Genomic DNA, 18,953 nt, shown 5'->3' on the forward strand with positions numbered 1-18,953 from the left:
TTCACGGTGACCAAGCCGAAAATCACACCTGGCGTCTTTTTTTATCCGGCGAGCTTGTCGGCCAGGCCGGCCAGGATCGGCAACCGCACGGTGTCGCCCCGCCACGTCTTGAGCAGCAGCACCAGCCACAGGGCCACCGCCCCCAGCCACACTACGTTGCCGGCCGCTTGCAGCATCTGGAACGACGGGCCGCCGACGAAGAAGGCGACGGCACTCGCGCCGCCCGATGCCAGCATCAGGAGCGACAGCGTCCCGAACAGCAGTAATGACTGTGCCGCGTGGAAACGGACGCCGCGGTGCCGGCGTTCGGCGAACAGGAATACCAGGCCGGTCACCCACCAGCCCGCGTAACACAGCACCGCGGCCAACCGTGGGTCGACCCCGGTGCTGGTCGACTCGGTCACTTCACGGCCTTCTCGAACCTGACCGGGCCGGTCACCTTCGGCACCGAGACGATGTGCCCGGGCGAGGTCATGACCTGCGCCGCCACCATGCCGCGCTCGGGCGCGCGCTCGCGCCACTCGACCACCAGGCCGGCGGCGTCAGTGCGGATGCCGACGATCTCCACGGCGTAGCCGGCCGACGGCCGCGAGCCGAGGAATATGGCGAGCACGGTGCGGGTGTTGAAGTCGACGGCCGGCGGCGGTCGGCGGCCGTCGTGCTCCCGCCACAGCGCCGTCCACTCGCCGGCCGAGTTGACGACCGCCTGCCGCGCCTCGTCGACCCCGCTGGACGACTCGCGCGCCACGGTCTCGACCGGGGCCGGCGCGGACTGCAAGACCGCGGCCGGCTGGCCGGCCACGCGGAAGACCACTTCCTGGGCGGTCGTCGCGCGGTCTCCGATCGACGCCGTGGCTTCGACGCGCAGCACGTACAGGGCGGGCGCCAGGTCCTTGAGTGGCACGCGCGCCAGGAAGCCGTAGCCGCCGGCGCCGGCGCCCCGCTCGGTGCTATCGCGCTCCTCGGACGTCTGGAACACGGTTTGGCCGCCTTCCGCCTTCACGGTCGCGGTGATCGCCACCTTGTGGGACGGCTTGATCGTGTCGTAGACCTCGGCGAACAGGGCGATCTCATCCTGCGTCGGGAACTCACGATAGCTCGACAGCGGCCCGGGCAGCAGTTTCTCCAGGGGATCCTTGGGCCGGACGGTCGGCGCGATCCCGCTCATGGCCGAGGTCAGGGCGAGGTTGCTCATCGACAGCGGCCGCTTGGCGAAGTCGGGCACCTCGAGATCGAAGGTCACCGAACCGGCTTTCAGGGTCTGGCTTTCCCGCACCGCCACCCGTAGCTGGTAGCGGCCCGGGGCGAGATCCATCGACTGGATCACGCGGAAGCCGCTGGCCTTCACGCGGCTGGCCGAGTCGGGCTTCATGCTCAGGTTCACGGTGTTGCGATCGCTGTAGGTCGTCTTGCCCTTCTCGTCGGTGGCCATCGCCATCACTTCGAGGTCGTTCTTGAACATGCCGTCGGCTTCGGCGAACGGCAGCGTGCTGCCGTTAACCAGGGTCGAAATGACCACCGAGCCCTTGGGCGCCGGGCCCTTGAACACGGCCGCGGTCATGCTGAGCGGGAGGCCGGGCAGCGGCAGCGGACTTTCGATGGCGTCGCGCAGTTCGGGCGACGCCGAGTTGGCGGTGGCTGGCTTGGCTTCCGGCGCGCGGCCGCGCGGCGCGACGTAGCCCTTGCGGGCGCGGACCACCAGGCCGGGCTTGTTGTTCAGCTTGACCTCGATCTTGCGAAAGCGCCCGTCGCGCCGATCGTTGGTCGAGTAGTAACCCATCACGTAGTACGCGCTGTTGTCGTCGACAATGCGCTGAAAGGCGGTGGCAAAGTCGTTGCGGTTGACCACGGCGAAGCCGCCGGTCTCTTCCGACAGCACGCGCAGGCTGTCCTGGCCGAGCCGCACCTCGTTGAAGATCGCGCCGGCGCCGAGGCCAAGCGACGTGTCATCCGGGAACGACTGGATCGAAATCATGTCGTCGCCGGCGGTCGCCAGCCCGCGCGGGTCGACCCCGTAGACCGCCACGTTGGCGCGCGTTGCCGCGGCGATCAGGTCGCGCGTGGCATCCATCACCATGGTCGCGTCGGAGTTGTTGAACACGTCGTTGATGTCGTAATCGACGCCTTCGCTGAACAGCACCAGCGCCTTGCGGCGGCCGCGGATGTCGCCCAGGTACTGCGACAGGTTACGAACGGTGTCGAGGGCGTTGCGGGCCTGGTAGCCGCGCTCGCGGTCGTCCAGGTCGGTCGGCTTCTCACCGGCCATCGGCGAGCCGGCGTTCCGGTTGTAGTCGTCGATCTTGTTCATGGTCGACGAGCGCAGCTTCTGCCCCATGAACTTATCGACCGCCTGCAGCAACAGCCGCTGGTTGGTGGTGAAATCCTGGGCGGCGTCGGCGCGGCCGCCGGTGAACACCACGGCCGCCATGTCGTTGCTGCCGATGTAGCGCTCGATAAACTGGCGCGCGGCGGCCTTGGTGCGGTTCGACCGCAGCGGATTGGTATGGAGGTCGTCGAGCACGATCAGGTAGATCCGGCCGTCGGCCGCCTGCAGGTTGTTGCGCACGTCCGGCTCGATCGGCCTCGAGGCAAACAGCGGCCGCTCCATCCGCTCGACCGGCAGGTTGACGAGTGAGAACGCGGTGACCTGCTGCGGCTTGCCGTCTTCGAGCACCTGAAAATCGGCTGGGGTGAGGCCGGGGATGAACTTGCCTTGCGCGTCGAGTACGCGCGCGTCGACCTCGACGTAATTAATCTCGGCACGGAACGTAATGGGCGGTTGCTGCGGCGCCGCCGGCTGGGCGGGCACTGCTGGTTGGCTTGCCTGTCCCTGGACCGGGCCGCCGACGGCAACCACTGCCATGATCAGCCCGCAAAGAAGTGCTGGTGTCTTCATATCGCTCTTAAATCCCTGATGGTCCACCAAGGCGGCGCGCTGGCCGGCCGCGAAGTGGCGCTCGCTGATTATAGGACGCATGGCCCCGGCGGCCGGTTCTGCGCTGTCCGCTATAATCGGGGGAATATGCCCATGAACGTGGCCGCTGTCCAGGAGGCCCTTCGCGCCCACGGCCTCGACGCCTGGCTTCTGTACGACTTCCAGGGCTCCAATCCCGTGTCCTACCGCATGGCCGGCATGGGCGGCGCCGGGCACCTGGCCACACGGCGCTGGTTCTACCTGATTCCGGCCAGCGGCGAACCGCGGGCGCTGGTGCATGCCATCGAGCGCTACAACCTCGACCACTTGCCCGGCACCAAGACCGTGTACGCCGGCCGCGAGCAACTGGAAGCCGGCCTCGGGGGCCTCCTGAAGGGCCTCGCGCGCGTCGCCATGGAGTACTCGCCGCGCTGCGCCATCCCGTACGTATCGCGCGTGGATGCCGGCACCGTTGAACTGGTGCGCGGCTTCGGCGTCGAGGTCGTGTCATCGGGCGACCTGATCCAGCAGTTCGAGGCCTACTGGAACGAGGCGGCGATCGCCACGCACCGAAAGGCCTCCGAGGCGCTGTACCGCATCAAGGACCGCGCCTTCGAATCGGTCACCCGCCGCCTGCGCGACGGCGTCCCGACCACCGAATTCGACATCCAGCAGCAGATGGTCGGCTGGTTCGGCGATGAAGGCCTGGTCGCGGATTCGGCCCCGTGCGTCTCGGCGCAGGAAAACGCCGGCAACCCCCATTACCTGGCGTCGGCCACCGAGCATCGGGTGATTCGCAAGGATGAGTTGGTGCTGCTCGACTTGTGGGGCAAGCTGGCTGAGCCGGCCGCGGTCTACGCCGATATCACCTGGATTGGTTTTGTTGGGACCAACGTGCCGGATCGCATGACGAAGGCGTTTGCGGCCATTTGCGGCGCCCGCGATGCCGCGGTCGAGGTGGTCCAGGCTGCGGCCGGCGCCGGGCGCGACGTCCGCGGCTTCGAGGCCGACCGGGCCGCTCGGAAGGTGTTGCAGGACGCGGGATTTGGCGACGCCATCCTGCACCGCACCGGCCATAGCCTCGGCGAAAACGTCCATGGTAATGGCGCCCACCTCGACGATTACGAAACCCACGACGAGCGGCGCTTGTTGCCCGGCAGTGGATTTACGATTGAGCCGGGTCTCTATTTCAAGGATTTTGGGGTTCGCACCGAGATCAACATGGTCTGGACCAGCGCCGGCCCCGAAGTCACCGGGCCTCGCCAGTCGGCCATCATCGCGTTAGTCTAGATAAGTAACAATTGCGGGTTTGTTGGAGGAAGACATGTCGAGCCGGAAAACGACGCTGTTCTATTCGCTTCTGATCATGGTGGCATCGCTCGCGGTGGGTATGGTCATTGCCTCCCGCCTTGACCTGGCGCCGGCTTCGTCCGCCCAGACCATGGCCGCGCCGCCCATGAACAGCGCCCCGCTCAGCGGCCCGGTCGATGCCGCCACCTTCCGCAACATCGCCAAGGCCATGAGCCCGGCGGTGGTCAACATCCGCAGCACGTCGACGCAGCGCGCCGCGGAGATGACGGAGTTCTTTGGCGGCGGCAACGACGACCTGCTGGAGCGTTTCTTCGGCGGCGGTGGCCAGGGCCAGGGCGGCCGTCCGCCGCAGCAACGGCCGCGGCGTGACCAGGAGACCCAGTCGGCCGGCACCGGCTTTGTGATCAGCAAGGACGGCTACATCCTCACCAACAACCACGTGGTCGAGGGTGCCAGCAAGATCGAGGTCAACTTCCTCGGCGAAGAGAACGACATCTTCCACGAGGCCAAGGTCATTGGCCGCGACCCGCTGACCGACAGCGCGCTGATTCAACTGATCGAGCCGAAGAAGGACCTGGTCGAGGTCAAGTTTGGCGACTCGTCGAAGATGGAGCCCGGCGACTGGGTCATGGCCATCGGCAATCCGTTCGGCCTGTCACACACCGTCAGCGTCGGCGTGATCAGCGCCACCGCGCGCTCGTTCCCGATCGCCGAACAGCGCTCCGCCGACGTACTGCAGACCGACGCCGCCATCAACCCCGGCAACTCGGGCGGCCCGCTGCTGAACGCGCGCGGCGAAGTGATCGGCATCAACACCGCCATCTACACCGACTCGCGTAACGCCGGCAACATCGGCATTGGCTTTGCCATCCCGATCAACAACGTGCGCGAGCTGATTCCCCAGCTGCGCACCGGCAAGGTCACCCGCGGCGTCATCGGCGTGCAGGTCACGCTGGTGCCGACCGAGGCACTGGCCGAGTTCGGCCTCAAGGAGCGCAAGGGCGCGCTGGTCAGCGCCGTCACGCGCGGCCAGCCGGCGGCCAAGGCCGGCGTCGAGCCGGGCGACGTGATCATCGAGTTCAACGGCAAGCCGGTCAAGAACCGCGACGAACTGGTCGCCACCGTCGTCGCCACCAGGCCCGGCACCACCGTGCCGCTGAAGGTCATGCGCGATCGCGAGGAGCGCACCTTGAACATCACCGTCGGCGAACTGAACCTCGAAGACGAAGGCAACCGCGCGGCGGCGACCCGCGAGACCACCGTGGAACCGGACGAGCAGGCCTCCCAGGGTTTTGGCCTGACGCTGACCGCGCTGACGCCTGACGTGCTGCGCCGCCTCCGCCTGTCGGCCGACACGGTCGGCGTGCTCGTGTCCGACGTCGAGCAGGGCAGCACGGCGTTCCGCCAGGGTCTGGCGCGCGGCGACATCATCACCCAGGTCAACCGCCGCCCGGTGCGGACGCCACAAGAGGCGGGCCGCGCGCTGGCCCAGGTGCCCTCGGGCGGCACGGCGTTCCTGCTGGTGATGCGCCAGGGCCAGGAGCAGTTCTTCACCGTCCGCAAGGAATAAGGCCACCGATTAGACACTGATTAATCACAGATCAGCGATGGCGCTCGAGCGCGAGATCAAGCTTCGTTTCAGTAGTGCCGAAGAGGCACGAACGAAGATTCTCGCGCTCGGCGCAGCGCCGCTGCACGGCCGCCGGCTCCAGGAAGACGCGCTGCTCGATACCGAAGACGAGACGCTGCGCCGGCAGCGTTCGACGCTGCGGGTGCGGTCCGAAGGCGGCAAGAGCCTGCTCACGTTCAAGGGGCCCATCCTGCCCGGCGTCATCAAGGTCCGCGAAGAACACGAGACCATCGTTGCCGACGGCATCGTCCTGCTGGCCATTCTCGAGGGCCTCGGCCTGCACATCTGGTTTCGCTACGAGAAGTACCGCGAGGAGTTCGAGGCAGACGATGTGGTGATGGCGGTGGACGAGACGCCGGTCGGCGTGTTCGTGGAACTCGAGGGCGGCGAGGCGGCCATTCACGCCACGGCGGCGGCGCTCGGCTTCGCGCCGGCCGAGTACATCACCGACTCGTATCGGTTCCTGTTCTTGCAGCATCGCGAGGCGAACGGCCTGTCCGGCGCCGACATGGTGTTCGCCGCCACCGAATGAGTAATTTATCGCGATGGCCGGCGCTGGTACTCACCGCCGGCCTCGCCACTCGCCTGCAGCCGCTGTCACACGTCCGCGCCAAGGCGGCGCTGCCGGTCGCCGGCGAGGCGCTGGTGGTGCGGATTCTGCGTTCGCTGCGCGCCGCGGGCGTCACCAGGGTCGTCCTCAACCTGCATCACCGCTCCGAAACCATCACGCGTGAAGTGGGCGACGGGTCGGCGCTGGACTTGTCAGTCCGCTACTCGTGGGAGACCGAGGTGCTGGGATCGGCCGGCGGCCCGGCGCGGGCCATGCCGTTGCTCGAGGCGGACCGCTTTCTGATCGTCAACGGCGATACGCTCGCGGATGTCGACCTCGCCGCGCTGGCCGCGCAGCATGTTGACACCAACGCCCTGGTCACCATGGCGGTGGTGGATGCCGACCCTCGCTACAACGCGATCCTGGCCGATGACAGCGGCGTCGTGACAGGCTTCAAAAAGAGCACCCCAGGCACCGCAGGCACCGTAGGCACCGTAGGCACCGTAGGCACCGTAGGCACCGTAGGCACCGTAGGCACCGTAGGCACCGTAGGCACCTTAGGCACTTTTCATTTCATTGGCGTGCAGGCCGTGAACGCCGCGGCGTTTGCAGGCGTCAGTCCGTCGGCGCGATCCGAGACGGTCCACGGGATGTATCCGGACCTCATCGCGCAACGTCCCGGCCGCCTGCGCGTGATGCGAACCACCGCCGAGTTCTTCGACATCGGCACGCCGCGCGACTACCTGGATACCTCGTTGAAGCTGACCGCCCGAGAGGGCCGCGCCCCGGACCGGGGCCATGGCTGCGCCATCGCAGCCGACGCGGCGCTGACCGACACCATTCTCTGGAACAACGTGAGCATCGGCGCCGGCGCCTCACTCACCCGCTGCATCGCCGCCGACGGCGTCACCGTTCCGGCCGGTGCGAAGCATGTCGATTGCTCGCTCGTAATGCGCGACAATAAGTTGACCGCCGAACCTTTCGAACCCCTGAACCTCTGAACCCCTGAACCAGTGGATCCCCGACTCGAACAATATCTCGACCTTCAGGGGCTCACCCCGCGCGTGACCACCGTCATGCCGTTGACTGGCGACGCGTCCGATCGCCGCTACTTCCGCGTGCTGATGAAAGGCGAGCCGCCCATCGTCCTGGCCCTGCATCAGGGGCCGATCGAGTTCGAGAAGATGCCGTTCGTGGCGATCGCGCGCCTGTTGCGGCAGATCCCGGTGCCCGTGCCGGCCATCCTGCATCACTCCAACGAGCTCGGCGTGCTGGGCCTCGAGGATTTGGGGGACGTCACGTTGCAGGCGCACCTTGGGTCGACAACGCCGGCCGAGCATGCCGCGTTGTACCGCCAGGCCGTGTCGTTCATCGCGCACATGCAGCAGCGCGGCGAGGAGTTGCGGTCGCCGGAATATCCGCCGTACCAGATCGCCTTCGACGTCGAGAAGCTCACCTGGGAGTTGGAGTTTTTCGTCAAGCATTACCTGCTCGCCTACAAGGGGGCGGCCCCGGGCGAGGCGCACCGCGAGGCGCTGCGCGGCGAGTGGTCGGCGATTGTCGAGGAGCTCGCGGGTGAGCCACGGGTGCTGTGCCACCGCGATTACCACAGCCGCAACCTGATGCTGCACGGCGGCTCGCTCTTCATCATCGACTTCCAGGACGCCCGCATGGGGCCCGACACCTACGACCTGGCCTCGCTGCTCCGCGACGCCTACGTGGACCTGACGGCGCCGCAGGTCGATGAGCTGATTGCGTTCTTCCTGGCCCTGAAGGGCCTGCGCCGGGCCGAAGACCAGGCCGAGTTCCGCCGCCGGTTCGACCTGATGGCGCTGCAGCGCAACCTCAAGGCGCTCGGCACGTTCGGCTACATGACCACCGGCCGCAACAACACGGTCTACATTCAGTACATCCCGCGCACGCTGAGCCACGTGAAGGCGAATCTCGCGAAGTATCCACGGTTCGCGCGGCTGCGCGAGCTGCTCGACCAGTGGCTGTAACATAGGCTTGGGGCTTGGGCTTGGGACTCGGCCTGACGAAACCACTGTGTTTGGCGTATCCACTCACCTCTATCTGAGCGACCGTCTTGACCGCGACCACCTGGTCGAGATCGCGGCGCATGGATTCGACGCGGTTGAAGTGTTCGCCGTGCGCGATCATTTCGACTACCACGACCGTCGCGCCGCGCTGGCGCTCGCCGAATGGCTGGACGATACCCGGCTGACGCTGCATTCGATGCATGCGCCGATCGCCGCTGCCTACGCGAACGGCACGTGGCGCGAAGGCTATTCCTTGGCCGCCGCGGACGAGCCACGGCGTAAGCTCGCCGTCGCAGAAACCGCCGCGGCGCTCAATCTTGCGGCCCTGGTGCCCTACCGGGTGCTGGTGCTTCACTGCGGCGTGCCGGCGCCGCACGGGTCGGCGGCCGACAATCACGCGCCGTCGATGGTCCGCAGTCTCGAGGAGTTGTCGCCGATCGCCGACGGCGCCGGCGTCAGGCTGGCCGTTGAAGTGATTCCCAACGCCCTGTCGACCGCGTCGTCACTCGTCGACCTGCTGGAAAGCGAGATCGAGGCGAGCGGCCTGGGCATCTGCATGGACGTCGGTCACGCCCGGCTGATGGGCGATGTGGTCGAAGCCATTGAAACCTGTTCGGGCCACTTGCTGACGACGCACCTGCACGACAACCGCGGGCGGACCGACGATCACCTGGTGCCGGGCCAGGGCGTGGTCGATTGGGAGGCCGCGCTGCTGGCGTTCCAGAAGGTGGGCTACGACGGCGCCTGGATGTTTGAACTGGCGATCGCCGCCGAGCGCCGCCCGGTGCTCGAACGCGCCGCGAAAGCAAGAGCACGATTCGAGTCGCTGCTCAGTATCGGCGACGAGCCGCCGATGAATCCAGCCGCAGATTAAGACAGCCGCAGATTAGACACAGACATTTTCTTACGGACAACCAGGTAGCGATGAATCAAACCTACATCAACGAGATCGGTGAGCACGTCGGCGCGTCGGTGACCATCAAGGGCTGGCTGCACAACCGGCGGTCGAGCGGCAAGATTCACTTCCTCGTCCTCCGCGACGGCACCGGCTTCTTGCAGGTCGTCATGGGCAAGAAGGACGTGGACGAGGCGACGTTTGCCAAGGCCGATCACCTGAGCCAGGAGAGCGCCATCATCGTCACCGGCACCGTGCGCGCCGACGAGCGCGCGGCCGGCGGCTACGAGCTGATCGCCAGCGGGCTCGAGGTGGTGAACGAGGCGCACGACTACCCCATCACGCCGAAGGAACACGGCGTCGACTACCTGATGGATCGCCGGCACCTGTGGATCCGCGCCGAGCGCCAGACGGCGATCCTGCGCGTGCGCCACGAGATCATCAATGCCGTCCGCGATTTCTTCAACGACCAGGGCTTCATCCTCGCCGACACGCCGATCTTCACGCCCGCGGCGTGCGAGGGCACGACGACGCTGTTTCCGGTGGAGTATTTCGAGCACGAGAAGGCCTACCTGACGCAGAGCGGACAGCTCTACAACGAAGCCAACGCCATGGCGCTCGGCAAGGTCTACGCCTTCGGCCCGACGTTCCGCGCCGAGAAGAGCAAGACCCGCCGTCACCTCACCGAGTTCTGGATGGTCGAGCCCGAGATGGCCTACGCCGACCTGAACGACGTGATCACGCTCGCCGAAGGGCTGATCACTTCGGTCGTCGCGCGCGTGCTGGATCGCCGGCAGAAAGAACTGAAGACGCTCGAGCGCAACACCAGCAAGCTCGAAGCGGTGAAGGCGCCGTTCCCGCGGCTGCATTACGACGAGGCCGCCAAGATCCTGCTCGATCAGGGCCTGCCCTTCGTCAAGGGCGGCGACCTGGGCGGCACCGACGAGACCGTGTTGTCGGAGCAGTTCGATCGCCCGGTGTGCGTGACGCACTACCCCGCCGCGATCAAGGCGTTCTACATGAAGCCGGATCCGAACGAGATGGACAAGGCGCTGTGCGTGGACGTGCTGGCGCCGGAAGGTTACGGCGAGATCATCGGCGGCGGCCAGCGGCTCGACGACCTGGATCTCCTGCTGCAGCGCATCAAGGATCACGAACTACCGCAGGAGGCGTTCGAGTGGTACCTCGACCTGCGCCGCTACGGTTCGGTGCCGCACGGCGGTTTCGGCATGGGCATCGAGCGCTGCGTCAGCTGGATCTGCGGCCTGGAGCACGTCCGCGAGACTATTCCCTACCCGCGGATGCTCTACCGGATCTACCCATAAGACAGGAGTTAAGGAGTTTAGGAGCCATTTGGTCCTGATCTCTTGATCTCCTGTTAGACTGGGTAGTTGGCAATGAAGATAGGGTTCGTCTCCTTGGGGTGCCCCAAGAATCTCGTCGACTCCGAGGTCATGCTCGGCATGGCCGAGAAGGAGGGGCACGAGATCACCGCCGACGCGTCGCAGGCCGACGTGCTGGTGGTGAACACCTGCGCTTTCATCGATCGCGCGAAGCAGGAATCGATCGATACCATCCTCGAGATGGCCGAGCTCAAGAAGCAGGTGGCCGGGCGCAAGCTCGTGGTCACCGGCTGCATGGCCGAGCGCTACCGGGATGAGCTGAAGCTAGAGATTCCCGAGATCGATGCGATCTACGGAACCGGCGAGGTCGAAGGCCTGGCTGGATTCATGTCGGGAGTCGGGAGTCGGGAGTCGGGAGTCGGGTCGGGCGTCGCGATTCCGATGACGTTCCACAAGAAGCCCGTCTTCGGAGTCGATCTCCCGACCTATTTGTACGATGCGTCGACGCCGCGCAAGCGCGTCACGCCGGGGCACTATGCCTACGTCAAGATCGCCGAGGGCTGCGACTACAAGTGCGCCTTCTGCATCATCCCGAAGATGCGCGGCCACTACCGCAGCCGGCCGATCGAGTCGATCGTCCAGGAAGCGCACCAGTTGGCCGCCCAGGGGGTGAAAGAACTGCTGCTGATCTCGCAGGACTCGACCTTTTACGGCATCGACCGCGGCGAACGCGGCGCGCTGCCGAAACTGCTGCGCGCGCTGAACGGCGTCGACGGCATCGAGTGGATTCGCCTGCTGTATCTCTACCCCACCACCATCACCGGCGAGGTGATCGACGCCGTCGCCGACCTCGACAAGGTGGTCAAGTACATCGACCTGCCGCTGCAGCACGCGTCCGATGCGGTGCTCAAGCGCATGAAGCGGCCGGGCACGCGCAAGTCGTACGTGCGCCTGCTCGAAAACATCCGCGCCCGCATCCCCAACGTCGCCCTGCGCACCACCTTCATCGTCGGCTTCCCCGGCGAGACGGCCGACGACTTCGCCGAACTCGAGGGCTTCATTACCGAGATTGGCTTCGACCACGTCGGTGTCTTCACGTATTCGCACGAGGAAGGCACCTCGGCCCACGACCTGGCCGATGACGTGCCCGCGGCCACCAAGAAGAAGCGCCAGAACGCCCTGATGGCCCGGCAGAAGAAGATCGTGGCGGCCCGCCAGAAACGCCGGCTCGGCGAACAGACCCGGCTGGTGGTGGACGGCCCGTCGCCAGAGCATGAGCTGGTCCTGCAGGGCCGGCTGCCCGGCCAGGCCCCCGAAATCGACCCCGTGGTCTACCTGACCGACTGCGACCCTTCGGCGTTCCCGATGGGGTCGTTCGTCGACGTGGAAATCGTCGGCGCCGAGGGCTACGACCTGGTCGCCCGCCCCCTGTAGAACCCCCGGGCTTGAACCCCCGGGCTTGAACCTCCGGGCTTGAACCCGGTGAAAACCACAGTTCTTTCCCCGTGTTACACTATGAGGTCGGTTCTTAGTCTGGGTTAACCAGAGTGGGCCTTTTAGCCCACTCTTTGTGTTTTATAGGGGGCTTTTTTGAGCCCGCTCGAACGCGTCCGAGAGATGGCGACCCGGGTGGCCGGGGCCTACGGCCTCGACATTTTCGACGTCGTGTTGAAGCGAGAAGGTGGCCAGCAGGTGCTGCGGGTCATCGTCGATCGGCCGGGGCCTGCGTCCAAGCCGGAAGAAAGCGTGAGCATCGAAGATTGCGCGCGCGTCGCCGAAGAGTTGAGCACGATGCTCGACGTCGAAGACGTGATTCCGAGCGGCTACACCTTCGAGGTGTCGTCGCCGGGACTGGACCGGCCCCTGCGTCACGCCGACGACTACCGGCGGTTTGCCGGGCGGTGGGCCAAGGTCGTGACCTCGCAGCCGGTCGAACGCCAAACCGCGTTCGTCGGCCGGCTGAAAGGTGTCGAGGGCGACAACGTGTTGTTTGAGTCGGAGGGCAAGAAGCTGATGAGGCTGCCGTTGCAGTTGATCAAGCGAGCCCATCTCGACCTTGAGTTTTAATGTTCCTGCGGGGCGCTCCGCTGTCGCGCCCCGGCATGCATAGCTGAAGACCGAAATCATGACCACCAACCCGTTAATGCAGACGATCGAGGCGCTGGCCAAGGAAAAGAACATCGAGCCGGATGTTGTCATCCAGGCGATGGAAGAAGCCGTGGTGACCGCGTCGCGCAAGTTCTACAAGGGCGGCGAGGAGCTCAAGGCGAAGTTCAACCCCGACAACGGGCAGATTGAACTGTTCGCGCTCAAGACGATCGTCGACGAGGTGACCAACCCCGACCTGGAGATCTCCATGGCCGAGGCCAAGGGCATCTACGGCGACGACGCCGGCGTCGAGGTGGGCGACCAGCTCGAGTTCCAGAAGCGCACCGACGTGCTCGGCCGCATTGCCGCGCAGACCGCCAAGCAGGTGATCTTCCAGAAGGTCCGCGAGGCCGAGCGCGAGAAGGTCTACGACGAGTACAACCAGCGCGTCGGCGACGTGATGAACGGCCTGGTCAAGCGCTTCGAGCAGGGCGACATCATTGTCGAAGTCGGCCGTGTCGAGGCGGTGCTGCCGCGCAAGGAACAGTCGCGCGCCGAAAGCTACGCCCAGGGCGACCGCGTCCGCGCCGTCATCCGCGGCGTCAGCAAGAGCGCCAAGGGCCCGCAGATCGTGCTGTCGCGCACCGACCCGGCCCTGCTGATCAAGTTGTTCGAGCAGGAAGTGCCCGAGATTTACGACGGCACCGTGATGATCCGCGGCGCCGTGCGCGAAGCCGGCGATCGCGCCAAGGTCGCGGTCTACTCGCGCGAGCGCGACGTCGACCCGGTAGGCGCCTGCGTCGGCATGAAGGGCACCCGCGTGCAGGCCATCATCCGCGAGTTGCGCGGCGAGAAGATCGACATCGTCGACTTCTCGGACGACCCGGTGCAGTTCGTGATGAACGCGCTCAGCCCGGCCAAGGTGCAGCGCGTCACCATCGTCAGCGACGTCGACAAGGTGATGGAAGTGGTGGTCGAAGACAGCCAGCTGTCGCTCGCCATCGGCAAGAAGGGCCAGAACGTGCGGTTGGCGGCGAAGCTGACCGGCTGGCGCATCGACATCAAGAGCGAAGAAGAGAAGCGCAAGGAAGTCGAAGCGGAGTTCGGCGCCATCGAGGCCGCCAGCGCCGAAACCGACGCCCCCGTCGAGGGGGAGGCCGCAGCGGTTGAGGGCGAGCCCGCCACCGCCGACGTGGTCGCCGACGAGCCGGCTGCCGGTGGCGGGACTGAAGTCCCGCCTCTAGGATCAGAAACAAAGTAGTCGAGACCAGAGGAAAACGCGCTTGTCCACTGTCAGGATTTACAAGGTCGCAGAGCTGCTGAACACTACCTCGGTCGAGGTGTTGGCGCTGCTCAAGAAGGCCCACGGCATCGAGCTCAAGAGCGCGTCGAGCACGCTCGAGGAGATCGTCGCGCGGCAGTTCGTGGATCGTCTCGCCAAGCAGCGCAACATCACGCTGCCCAAAGGGGACATCTTCTCGGAGCAGGCTACGCAGGCCGTGAAGACCGCCGCCAAGTCGAAGGCCACCGGCGGCAAGAAAGGCGTTGCGGCGCCCGAGCCGGCCAAGCCGGCCGTGCCGACGCTGGCTCCGCCGCGCCTGATCAAGAAGGCCAAGCCCGCCGACGCGCCGGTCGAGGACCATCACGTCGAGGCCCCGGCGGTCGAGATGCCGGCGCCGCCGCATTCGGGAACACTGCCACCGCCCGTCGTCGAGCCCGAGCCGGTGATTGCCGCCGCCGCGCCCGAGCCGGTGATCGAAGCGCCCGCGCCCGTATCCGAACCGGAACCCGCGCCGGCCGCCGAGCCCGAGCCGGCGATCGCGGCCGCCCCGGCCGAGGCGCCCACGCCCGCTCGCCAGGAAGCGCGGTTCGTCCCGCCAAGCATCAGGCTGCGCGTCGAAGAACCCGGCAAGGCGCCGCCGAGCGCGCCGCCTCTGCAGCCCAAGCGTCAGCTCGTGCCGCAGCCGCCCCGCGTGGCAGCGGGTGCGCCCAAGGCGCCACTGCCCGCGGCCACCGGCAATCTCGCCCGCCCGGCCGGCCAGCGTCCGGCCTACGGACCGCAGCGTCCGGTCAGCAACACCGCCGCCATGCTTGGCGGACCGCGGCCGCTGCCGTCGCAACCGGTGCGCCCCAGCACGGGGCTGCCGCCGCGGCCCGGCATGCCAGGCATGCGTCCCGGGGGTTATCGTCCCCAGTATCAGCAGCGCCCGACGGGCCGCACCTCGTCGCAGCGCCGTGACGCCGCGCGCCCACAGGCGCCGGCGCCGGTGGTGCCGCCTCCGCCCATCACGCGCACCATCACCTTCTCTGAAGGCATGACGGTGAAGGACCTGGCGGATCGTCTCGAGATCCGCGTCAAGGACGCGCTCAAGGCGCTGCTCGATCGCCGCCTGATGATGACCATCAACTCGGCCATCGACCTCGACACCGCCAAGATGCTCGCCGCCAGCTTCGGTGCCGAGATCCAGACCCGCAGCTTCGAGCAGGAAATCATCGAAGAGAGCGACAAGACCGCCAACCCTGAAGACCTGGTCACCCGCTGGCCGGTCGTCACCATCATGGGTCACGTCGATCACGGCAAGACGACGCTGCTCGACGCGATTCGTACGACTCGGGTCGCCGAACGCGAAGCCGGCGGCATCACCCAGCACATCGGCGCCTATCTCGTCAGCGCCGGCGAGAAGACCGGCAAGCAGATCGTGTTCCTCGACACCCCCGGCCACTCGGCCTTCACCATGATGCGCGCCCGCGGCGCCAAGGTGACCGACGTGGTGGTGCTGGTGGTGGCGGCCGACGATGGCGTCATGCCGCAGACCCGGGAAGCGATCGACCACGCCGTGGCCGCGAACGTGAAGATCATCGTCGCGGTCAACAAGATCGACAAGCCGGGGGCGAACCCGGAAACGGTCAAGCGCCAGCTCACCGAACTCGGACTGATGCCCGAAGACTGGGGCGGCAGCACCGTGTTCGTCGAGGTCTCGGCCAAGAAGAAACAGAACCTCGAAGGCCTGCTGGAAATGATCCTGCTGGTCACCGAAATCGACGACCTCAAGGCCAACCCCAAGCGCAGCGCGATTGGCACCGTGCTCGAAACCAAGCTCGATCGCGGCCGCGGCCCGGTGGCCACCGTGCTGGTGCAGGACGGCACGCTGCGCGTCGGCGACAACGTCATCGCCGGCCCCGTGGTCGGCAAGGTCCGCGCCCTGATCGACGACCGCGGCCGCAGCATCAAGGTGGCCGGGCCGTCCACGCCGGTCGAACTGCTCGGCCTCGAATCGCTGCCCTCACCGGGCGACTCGTTCCAGATGGTCGCCGACCCGGCCAAGGCGCGGCAGATTGCCACGTTCCGCCAGGGCCAGGCCAAGGAAAAGTCCCTCGGCGCGAAGGGCTCGCGCATGACCCTCGAATCGCTGCAGGCGTCGCTGGCCGAGGGCGGCGCGAAGGAACTGGCGCTGATCATCAAGGCCGACGTGCAGGGTTCGGCCGAAGTGCTAGCCGACACGCTGGTCAAGCTGACCGACGAGAAGACCAAGATCAAGATCATCCACTCGGGCGTCGGCGCCATCAACGAGTCGGACGTGCTGCTGGCCTCGGCCTCGAGCGCCATCGTGATCGGCTTCAACGTGAAGCCGGATCGCAACGCCGCCGACGTCGCGGACCGCGAGAAAGTGGACATTCGCTACCACACGGTCATCTACCACGTCACCGACGAGATCAAGCTGGCCATGGCCGGCCTGCTCGACCCGACGTTCAAGGAAGCGCGCATCGGCGCCGCGACCGTGCGCGAAACCTTCAAGGTGCCGAAGATCGGCACCATCGCCGGCTGCATGGTCAACGAGGGCGTGATCAAGCGCTCGGGCGACGCGCAGGCGCGCCTGCTCCGCGACAACGTCGAGCTGTGGACCGGCAAGATTGCCTCGCTCAAGCGCTTCAAGGACGATGTCGGCGAAGTGAAGACCGGCTTCGAGTGCGGGATCGGCCTGCAGGGCTACAACGACCTCAAGGTCGGCGACGTGATCGAAGTGTTCCACATGGAGCGCGTGGCGCAGGCGGTGTAGCTTGGCGCTGACCCACCGCGTCGAGCGCATTCAAGAGCAGGTCCGCGAGGAAGTGAGCCAGATGCTGGCCACTGAGGTGCGGGATCCCGGCGTCGGCCTGGTCACGGTCACCCGCGCCAAGGTGACCGGCGACCTGTCGCTGGCAAGGATCTACTGGACCATCATCGGCGACGCCGCCGAGCGCAAGAAAACTATCAAGGCGCTCGAGCGCGCCACCGGGTTCGTCCGCCACTTGCTGGCCGAACGGCTGTCGCTGCGGCGCGTCCCCGAAGTGAAGTTCATCTACGACGAATCGGTCGCGGCCCAGTCGCGCATCGAAGAGATCATCCAGGAAATTCACGCCGAAGACGCGGCGCGCGCCGTGGACGCGCCGGCCCCGGCGGACATTCCCGCCGACACGACCAAGCCCGCCGAAGCTCGCGATCAAGCCGCCGAGCGAAGGCTGGGAGACGAGCCCAAGTAAACCAGGTCATGGCGAAACGCGCGACCGTCCGGCGCAGCCGTGACTATATGGTCTGGGTCGACTGTGAGATGACGGGACTCGAGCCGTCACGCCACGTGATCGTCGAGATCGCCACCATCATTACCGACTTCGATCTCAACCTCGTCGCCCGTGGGCCCGAGCTGGCCATTAGCGCGAGCGCGGCGCAACTGCGAGCAATGGACCCGTGGCCGCGCAAGACGCACAAGGCCAGCGGCCTGCTCGATCGCATGGCGAGCGAGGGCGTGACACTGGCCGAGGCCGAACGGCAGACCCTGCGGTTCGTCCGCAAGCACTGCTATGCCGGGACGGCGCCGCTCTGCGGCAACTCCGTGTGGCAGGACAAGCGCTTTCTCACGAAGTACATGCCCGCCTTCCAGAACTTCCTGCACTACCGCATCGTCGACGTAAGTTCGGTCAAGCAGCTCGTCGCGCACTGGTGTCCGGACAAGGTCTACACGCCGGTCAAGACCGAGACGCATCGCGCGCTGGCCGACATCGAAGAGTCGATTGCGGAGCTCGCCTCCTACAAGCAGCTATTCTCGAGACGCCGGGGATGATGTTCGGCTGATGTCGGAACGACAATTACACCCGGCGTCTTTTCCAGACGGCGTGCTGGTCGTTGACAAGCCGCAGGGTCCCACCTCGCACGATGTGGTGACGCTGGCGCGCCGCGCCCTCGGCGTATCGCGCATCGGACATACCGGGACGCTCGACCCCATGGCCACTGGCGTGCTGCCGCTCGTGATCGGCCGCGCCACGCGGCTGGCGCAGTTCCTGACCGCCAGCGACAAGGACTACGAAGCGACGGTCGCGTTCGGACGCGCCACCAATACCTACGACGCCATGGGCACGGTGGTGACGACCGCGGCGGAACGGCCGAGCCGGTCGCAGGTCGAACGCGCGCTGGGCGCGTTCCGCGGCACGTTCGAGCAGACGCCGCCGGCGTTTTCGGCGAAGAACATCGCCGGGGAGCGGTCGTACGAAATCGCGCGCAAGGCCAAGGACGGCGTGGTCGTGCTGCCCAAGGCGGTGACCGTGACCGTTCGCGAACTCGACCTGGTGTCGTTCGCGGGAGAGACTGCCGTGCTGCACATGCGGGTCACGGCCGGCTTCTACGTCCGCTCGCTGGCCCATGACCTGGGAGCTGCGCTCGGCATGGGGGGCGTGCTGGTGGGCCTGCGGCGAACGCGGTCGGGCGAGTTCGGCCTCGATGCCGCCGTGCCGCTGGCCGAGGTCCTGAAGGCCGACCGTGAGGCCCTGGCAACCCGGCTCCTGCCCTTTAGCGCCCTGTTGCCGGAATTGCCCATGGTGACACTGCGGGGCCTGGAACACCTCGACCGGGTCAAGAACGGGGTGGAAATCGCTCCGGGCGACCTCGTGGCGCCGCTCAACACGGCTCCGGAGCTGGTTCGCGTCATGGGCGCCGATGGGACTCTGGTGGCGCTGGCGAAAGCCGGCAAAACCCCAGGGTTTCTGCACGCTTCGATTGTTCTGACGTAGGGCGGGTGGGGCTGGTGGGGCCGGTGGGGCCGGTGGGGCCGGTAAAACTCCCCTACCTGCCTGACCAGCCCTACGCCGCCCTACCAGCCCGACGCCGCCCTACCAGCCAAGGTCCTTTCGGGGTAACATATCGAGGTTACA

16 protein-coding genes are annotated in these 18,953 nt (G+C 66.6%); 14 read left to right on the forward strand and 2 right to left on the reverse strand.

Annotated features, from left to right (window positions below; genetic code table 11):
- Positions 1–41: 41 nt before the first annotated feature.
- Both Q8T13_05255 and Q8T13_05260 read right to left on the reverse strand, forming a co-directional pair.
- Positions 42–404, reverse strand: coding sequence for a hypothetical protein (locus tag Q8T13_05255; GenBank protein ID MDP3717161.1), 363 nt, complete (start codon positions 402–404; stop codon positions 42–44).
- Positions 401–2,896 carry a VWA domain-containing protein gene (locus Q8T13_05260; protein MDP3717162.1) on the reverse strand — a complete coding sequence of 832 codons (2,496 nt, stop codon included), beginning with the start codon at positions 2,894–2,896 and terminating at the stop codon, positions 401–403. The genes Q8T13_05255 and Q8T13_05260 overlap by 4 nt, the downstream gene beginning before the upstream one ends.
- 126 nt (positions 2,897–3,022) lie before the next feature.
- On the opposite strand from Q8T13_05260, the gene Q8T13_05265 reads away from it, so the two are divergent.
- From Q8T13_05265 to truB, 14 genes are all read left to right on the forward strand, one after another.
- Positions 3,023–4,204 carry a M24 family metallopeptidase gene (locus Q8T13_05265; GenBank protein ID MDP3717163.1) on the forward strand — a complete coding sequence of 394 codons (1,182 nt, stop codon included), beginning with the start codon at positions 3,023–3,025 and terminating at the stop codon, positions 4,202–4,204.
- A gap of 34 nt (positions 4,205–4,238) precedes the next feature.
- Complete coding sequence (locus tag Q8T13_05270) at positions 4,239–5,795, forward strand: Do family serine endopeptidase (GenBank protein MDP3717164.1); 1,557 nt, start codon at positions 4,239–4,241, stop codon at positions 5,793–5,795.
- Positions 5,796–5,832: 37 nt separating this feature from the next.
- Positions 5,833–6,387, forward strand: coding sequence for a class IV adenylate cyclase (locus Q8T13_05275; protein MDP3717165.1), 555 nt, complete (start codon positions 5,833–5,835; stop codon positions 6,385–6,387).
- A complete protein-coding gene (locus tag Q8T13_05280) occupies positions 6,384–7,406 on the forward strand; it encodes a sugar phosphate nucleotidyltransferase (GenBank protein MDP3717166.1) in 1,023 nt (340 codons plus the stop codon). Before Q8T13_05275 ends, Q8T13_05280 begins: the two co-directional genes overlap by 4 nt.
- Before the next feature lie 12 nt (positions 7,407–7,418).
- Positions 7,419–8,405 carry a phosphotransferase gene (locus tag Q8T13_05285; protein MDP3717167.1) on the forward strand — a complete coding sequence of 329 codons (987 nt, stop codon included), beginning with the start codon at positions 7,419–7,421 and terminating at the stop codon, positions 8,403–8,405.
- Between the two features lie 46 nt (positions 8,406–8,451).
- Positions 8,452–9,318: a sugar phosphate isomerase/epimerase family protein gene (locus Q8T13_05290; GenBank protein ID MDP3717168.1), complete on the forward strand. Its 867-nt coding sequence runs from the start codon at positions 8,452–8,454 to the stop codon at positions 9,316–9,318.
- A gap of 50 nt (positions 9,319–9,368) precedes the next feature.
- Positions 9,369–10,664 carry an asparagine--tRNA ligase gene (asnS, locus tag Q8T13_05295; protein ID MDP3717169.1) on the forward strand — a complete coding sequence of 432 codons (1,296 nt, stop codon included), beginning with the start codon at positions 9,369–9,371 and terminating at the stop codon, positions 10,662–10,664.
- A 72-nt stretch (positions 10,665–10,736) separates the two neighbouring features.
- The gene (gene rimO / locus Q8T13_05300) at positions 10,737–12,116 is read left to right on the forward strand and encodes a 30S ribosomal protein S12 methylthiotransferase RimO (GenBank protein MDP3717170.1); all 1,380 of its coding nucleotides are present in this window, start codon (positions 10,737–10,739) and stop codon (positions 12,114–12,116) included.
- A 156-nt stretch (positions 12,117–12,272) separates the two neighbouring features.
- Positions 12,273–12,749 carry a ribosome maturation factor RimP gene (gene rimP, locus Q8T13_05305; GenBank protein ID MDP3717171.1) on the forward strand — a complete coding sequence of 159 codons (477 nt, stop codon included), beginning with the start codon at positions 12,273–12,275 and terminating at the stop codon, positions 12,747–12,749.
- Positions 12,750–12,807: 58 nt separating this feature from the next.
- Positions 12,808–14,031 carry a transcription termination factor NusA gene (gene nusA, locus Q8T13_05310; GenBank protein MDP3717172.1) on the forward strand — a complete coding sequence of 408 codons (1,224 nt, stop codon included), beginning with the start codon at positions 12,808–12,810 and terminating at the stop codon, positions 14,029–14,031.
- A gap of 22 nt (positions 14,032–14,053) precedes the next feature.
- Entirely contained in the window at positions 14,054–16,828 is a 2,775-nt protein-coding gene (gene infB, locus Q8T13_05315; GenBank protein MDP3717173.1) for a translation initiation factor IF-2, read from the forward strand.
- A gap of 1 nt (position 16,829) precedes the next feature.
- On the forward strand, positions 16,830–17,291 hold the full coding sequence (rbfA, locus tag Q8T13_05320; protein MDP3717174.1) for a 30S ribosome-binding factor RbfA: 462 nt from the start codon (positions 16,830–16,832) through the stop codon (positions 17,289–17,291).
- Between the two features lie 8 nt (positions 17,292–17,299).
- Positions 17,300–17,869 carry an oligoribonuclease gene (gene orn / locus Q8T13_05325; protein ID MDP3717175.1) on the forward strand — a complete coding sequence of 190 codons (570 nt, stop codon included), beginning with the start codon at positions 17,300–17,302 and terminating at the stop codon, positions 17,867–17,869.
- Positions 17,870–17,879: 10 nt separating this feature from the next.
- Positions 17,880–18,812: a tRNA pseudouridine(55) synthase TruB gene (gene truB, locus Q8T13_05330; protein MDP3717176.1), complete on the forward strand. Its 933-nt coding sequence runs from the start codon at positions 17,880–17,882 to the stop codon at positions 18,810–18,812.
- Positions 18,813–18,953: the final 141 nt, after the last annotated feature.

The organism is Acidobacteriota bacterium, assembly GCA_030697165.1.
Taxonomy (GTDB): Bacteria; Acidobacteriota; Vicinamibacteria; order Vicinamibacterales; family UBA2999; genus 12-FULL-67-14b.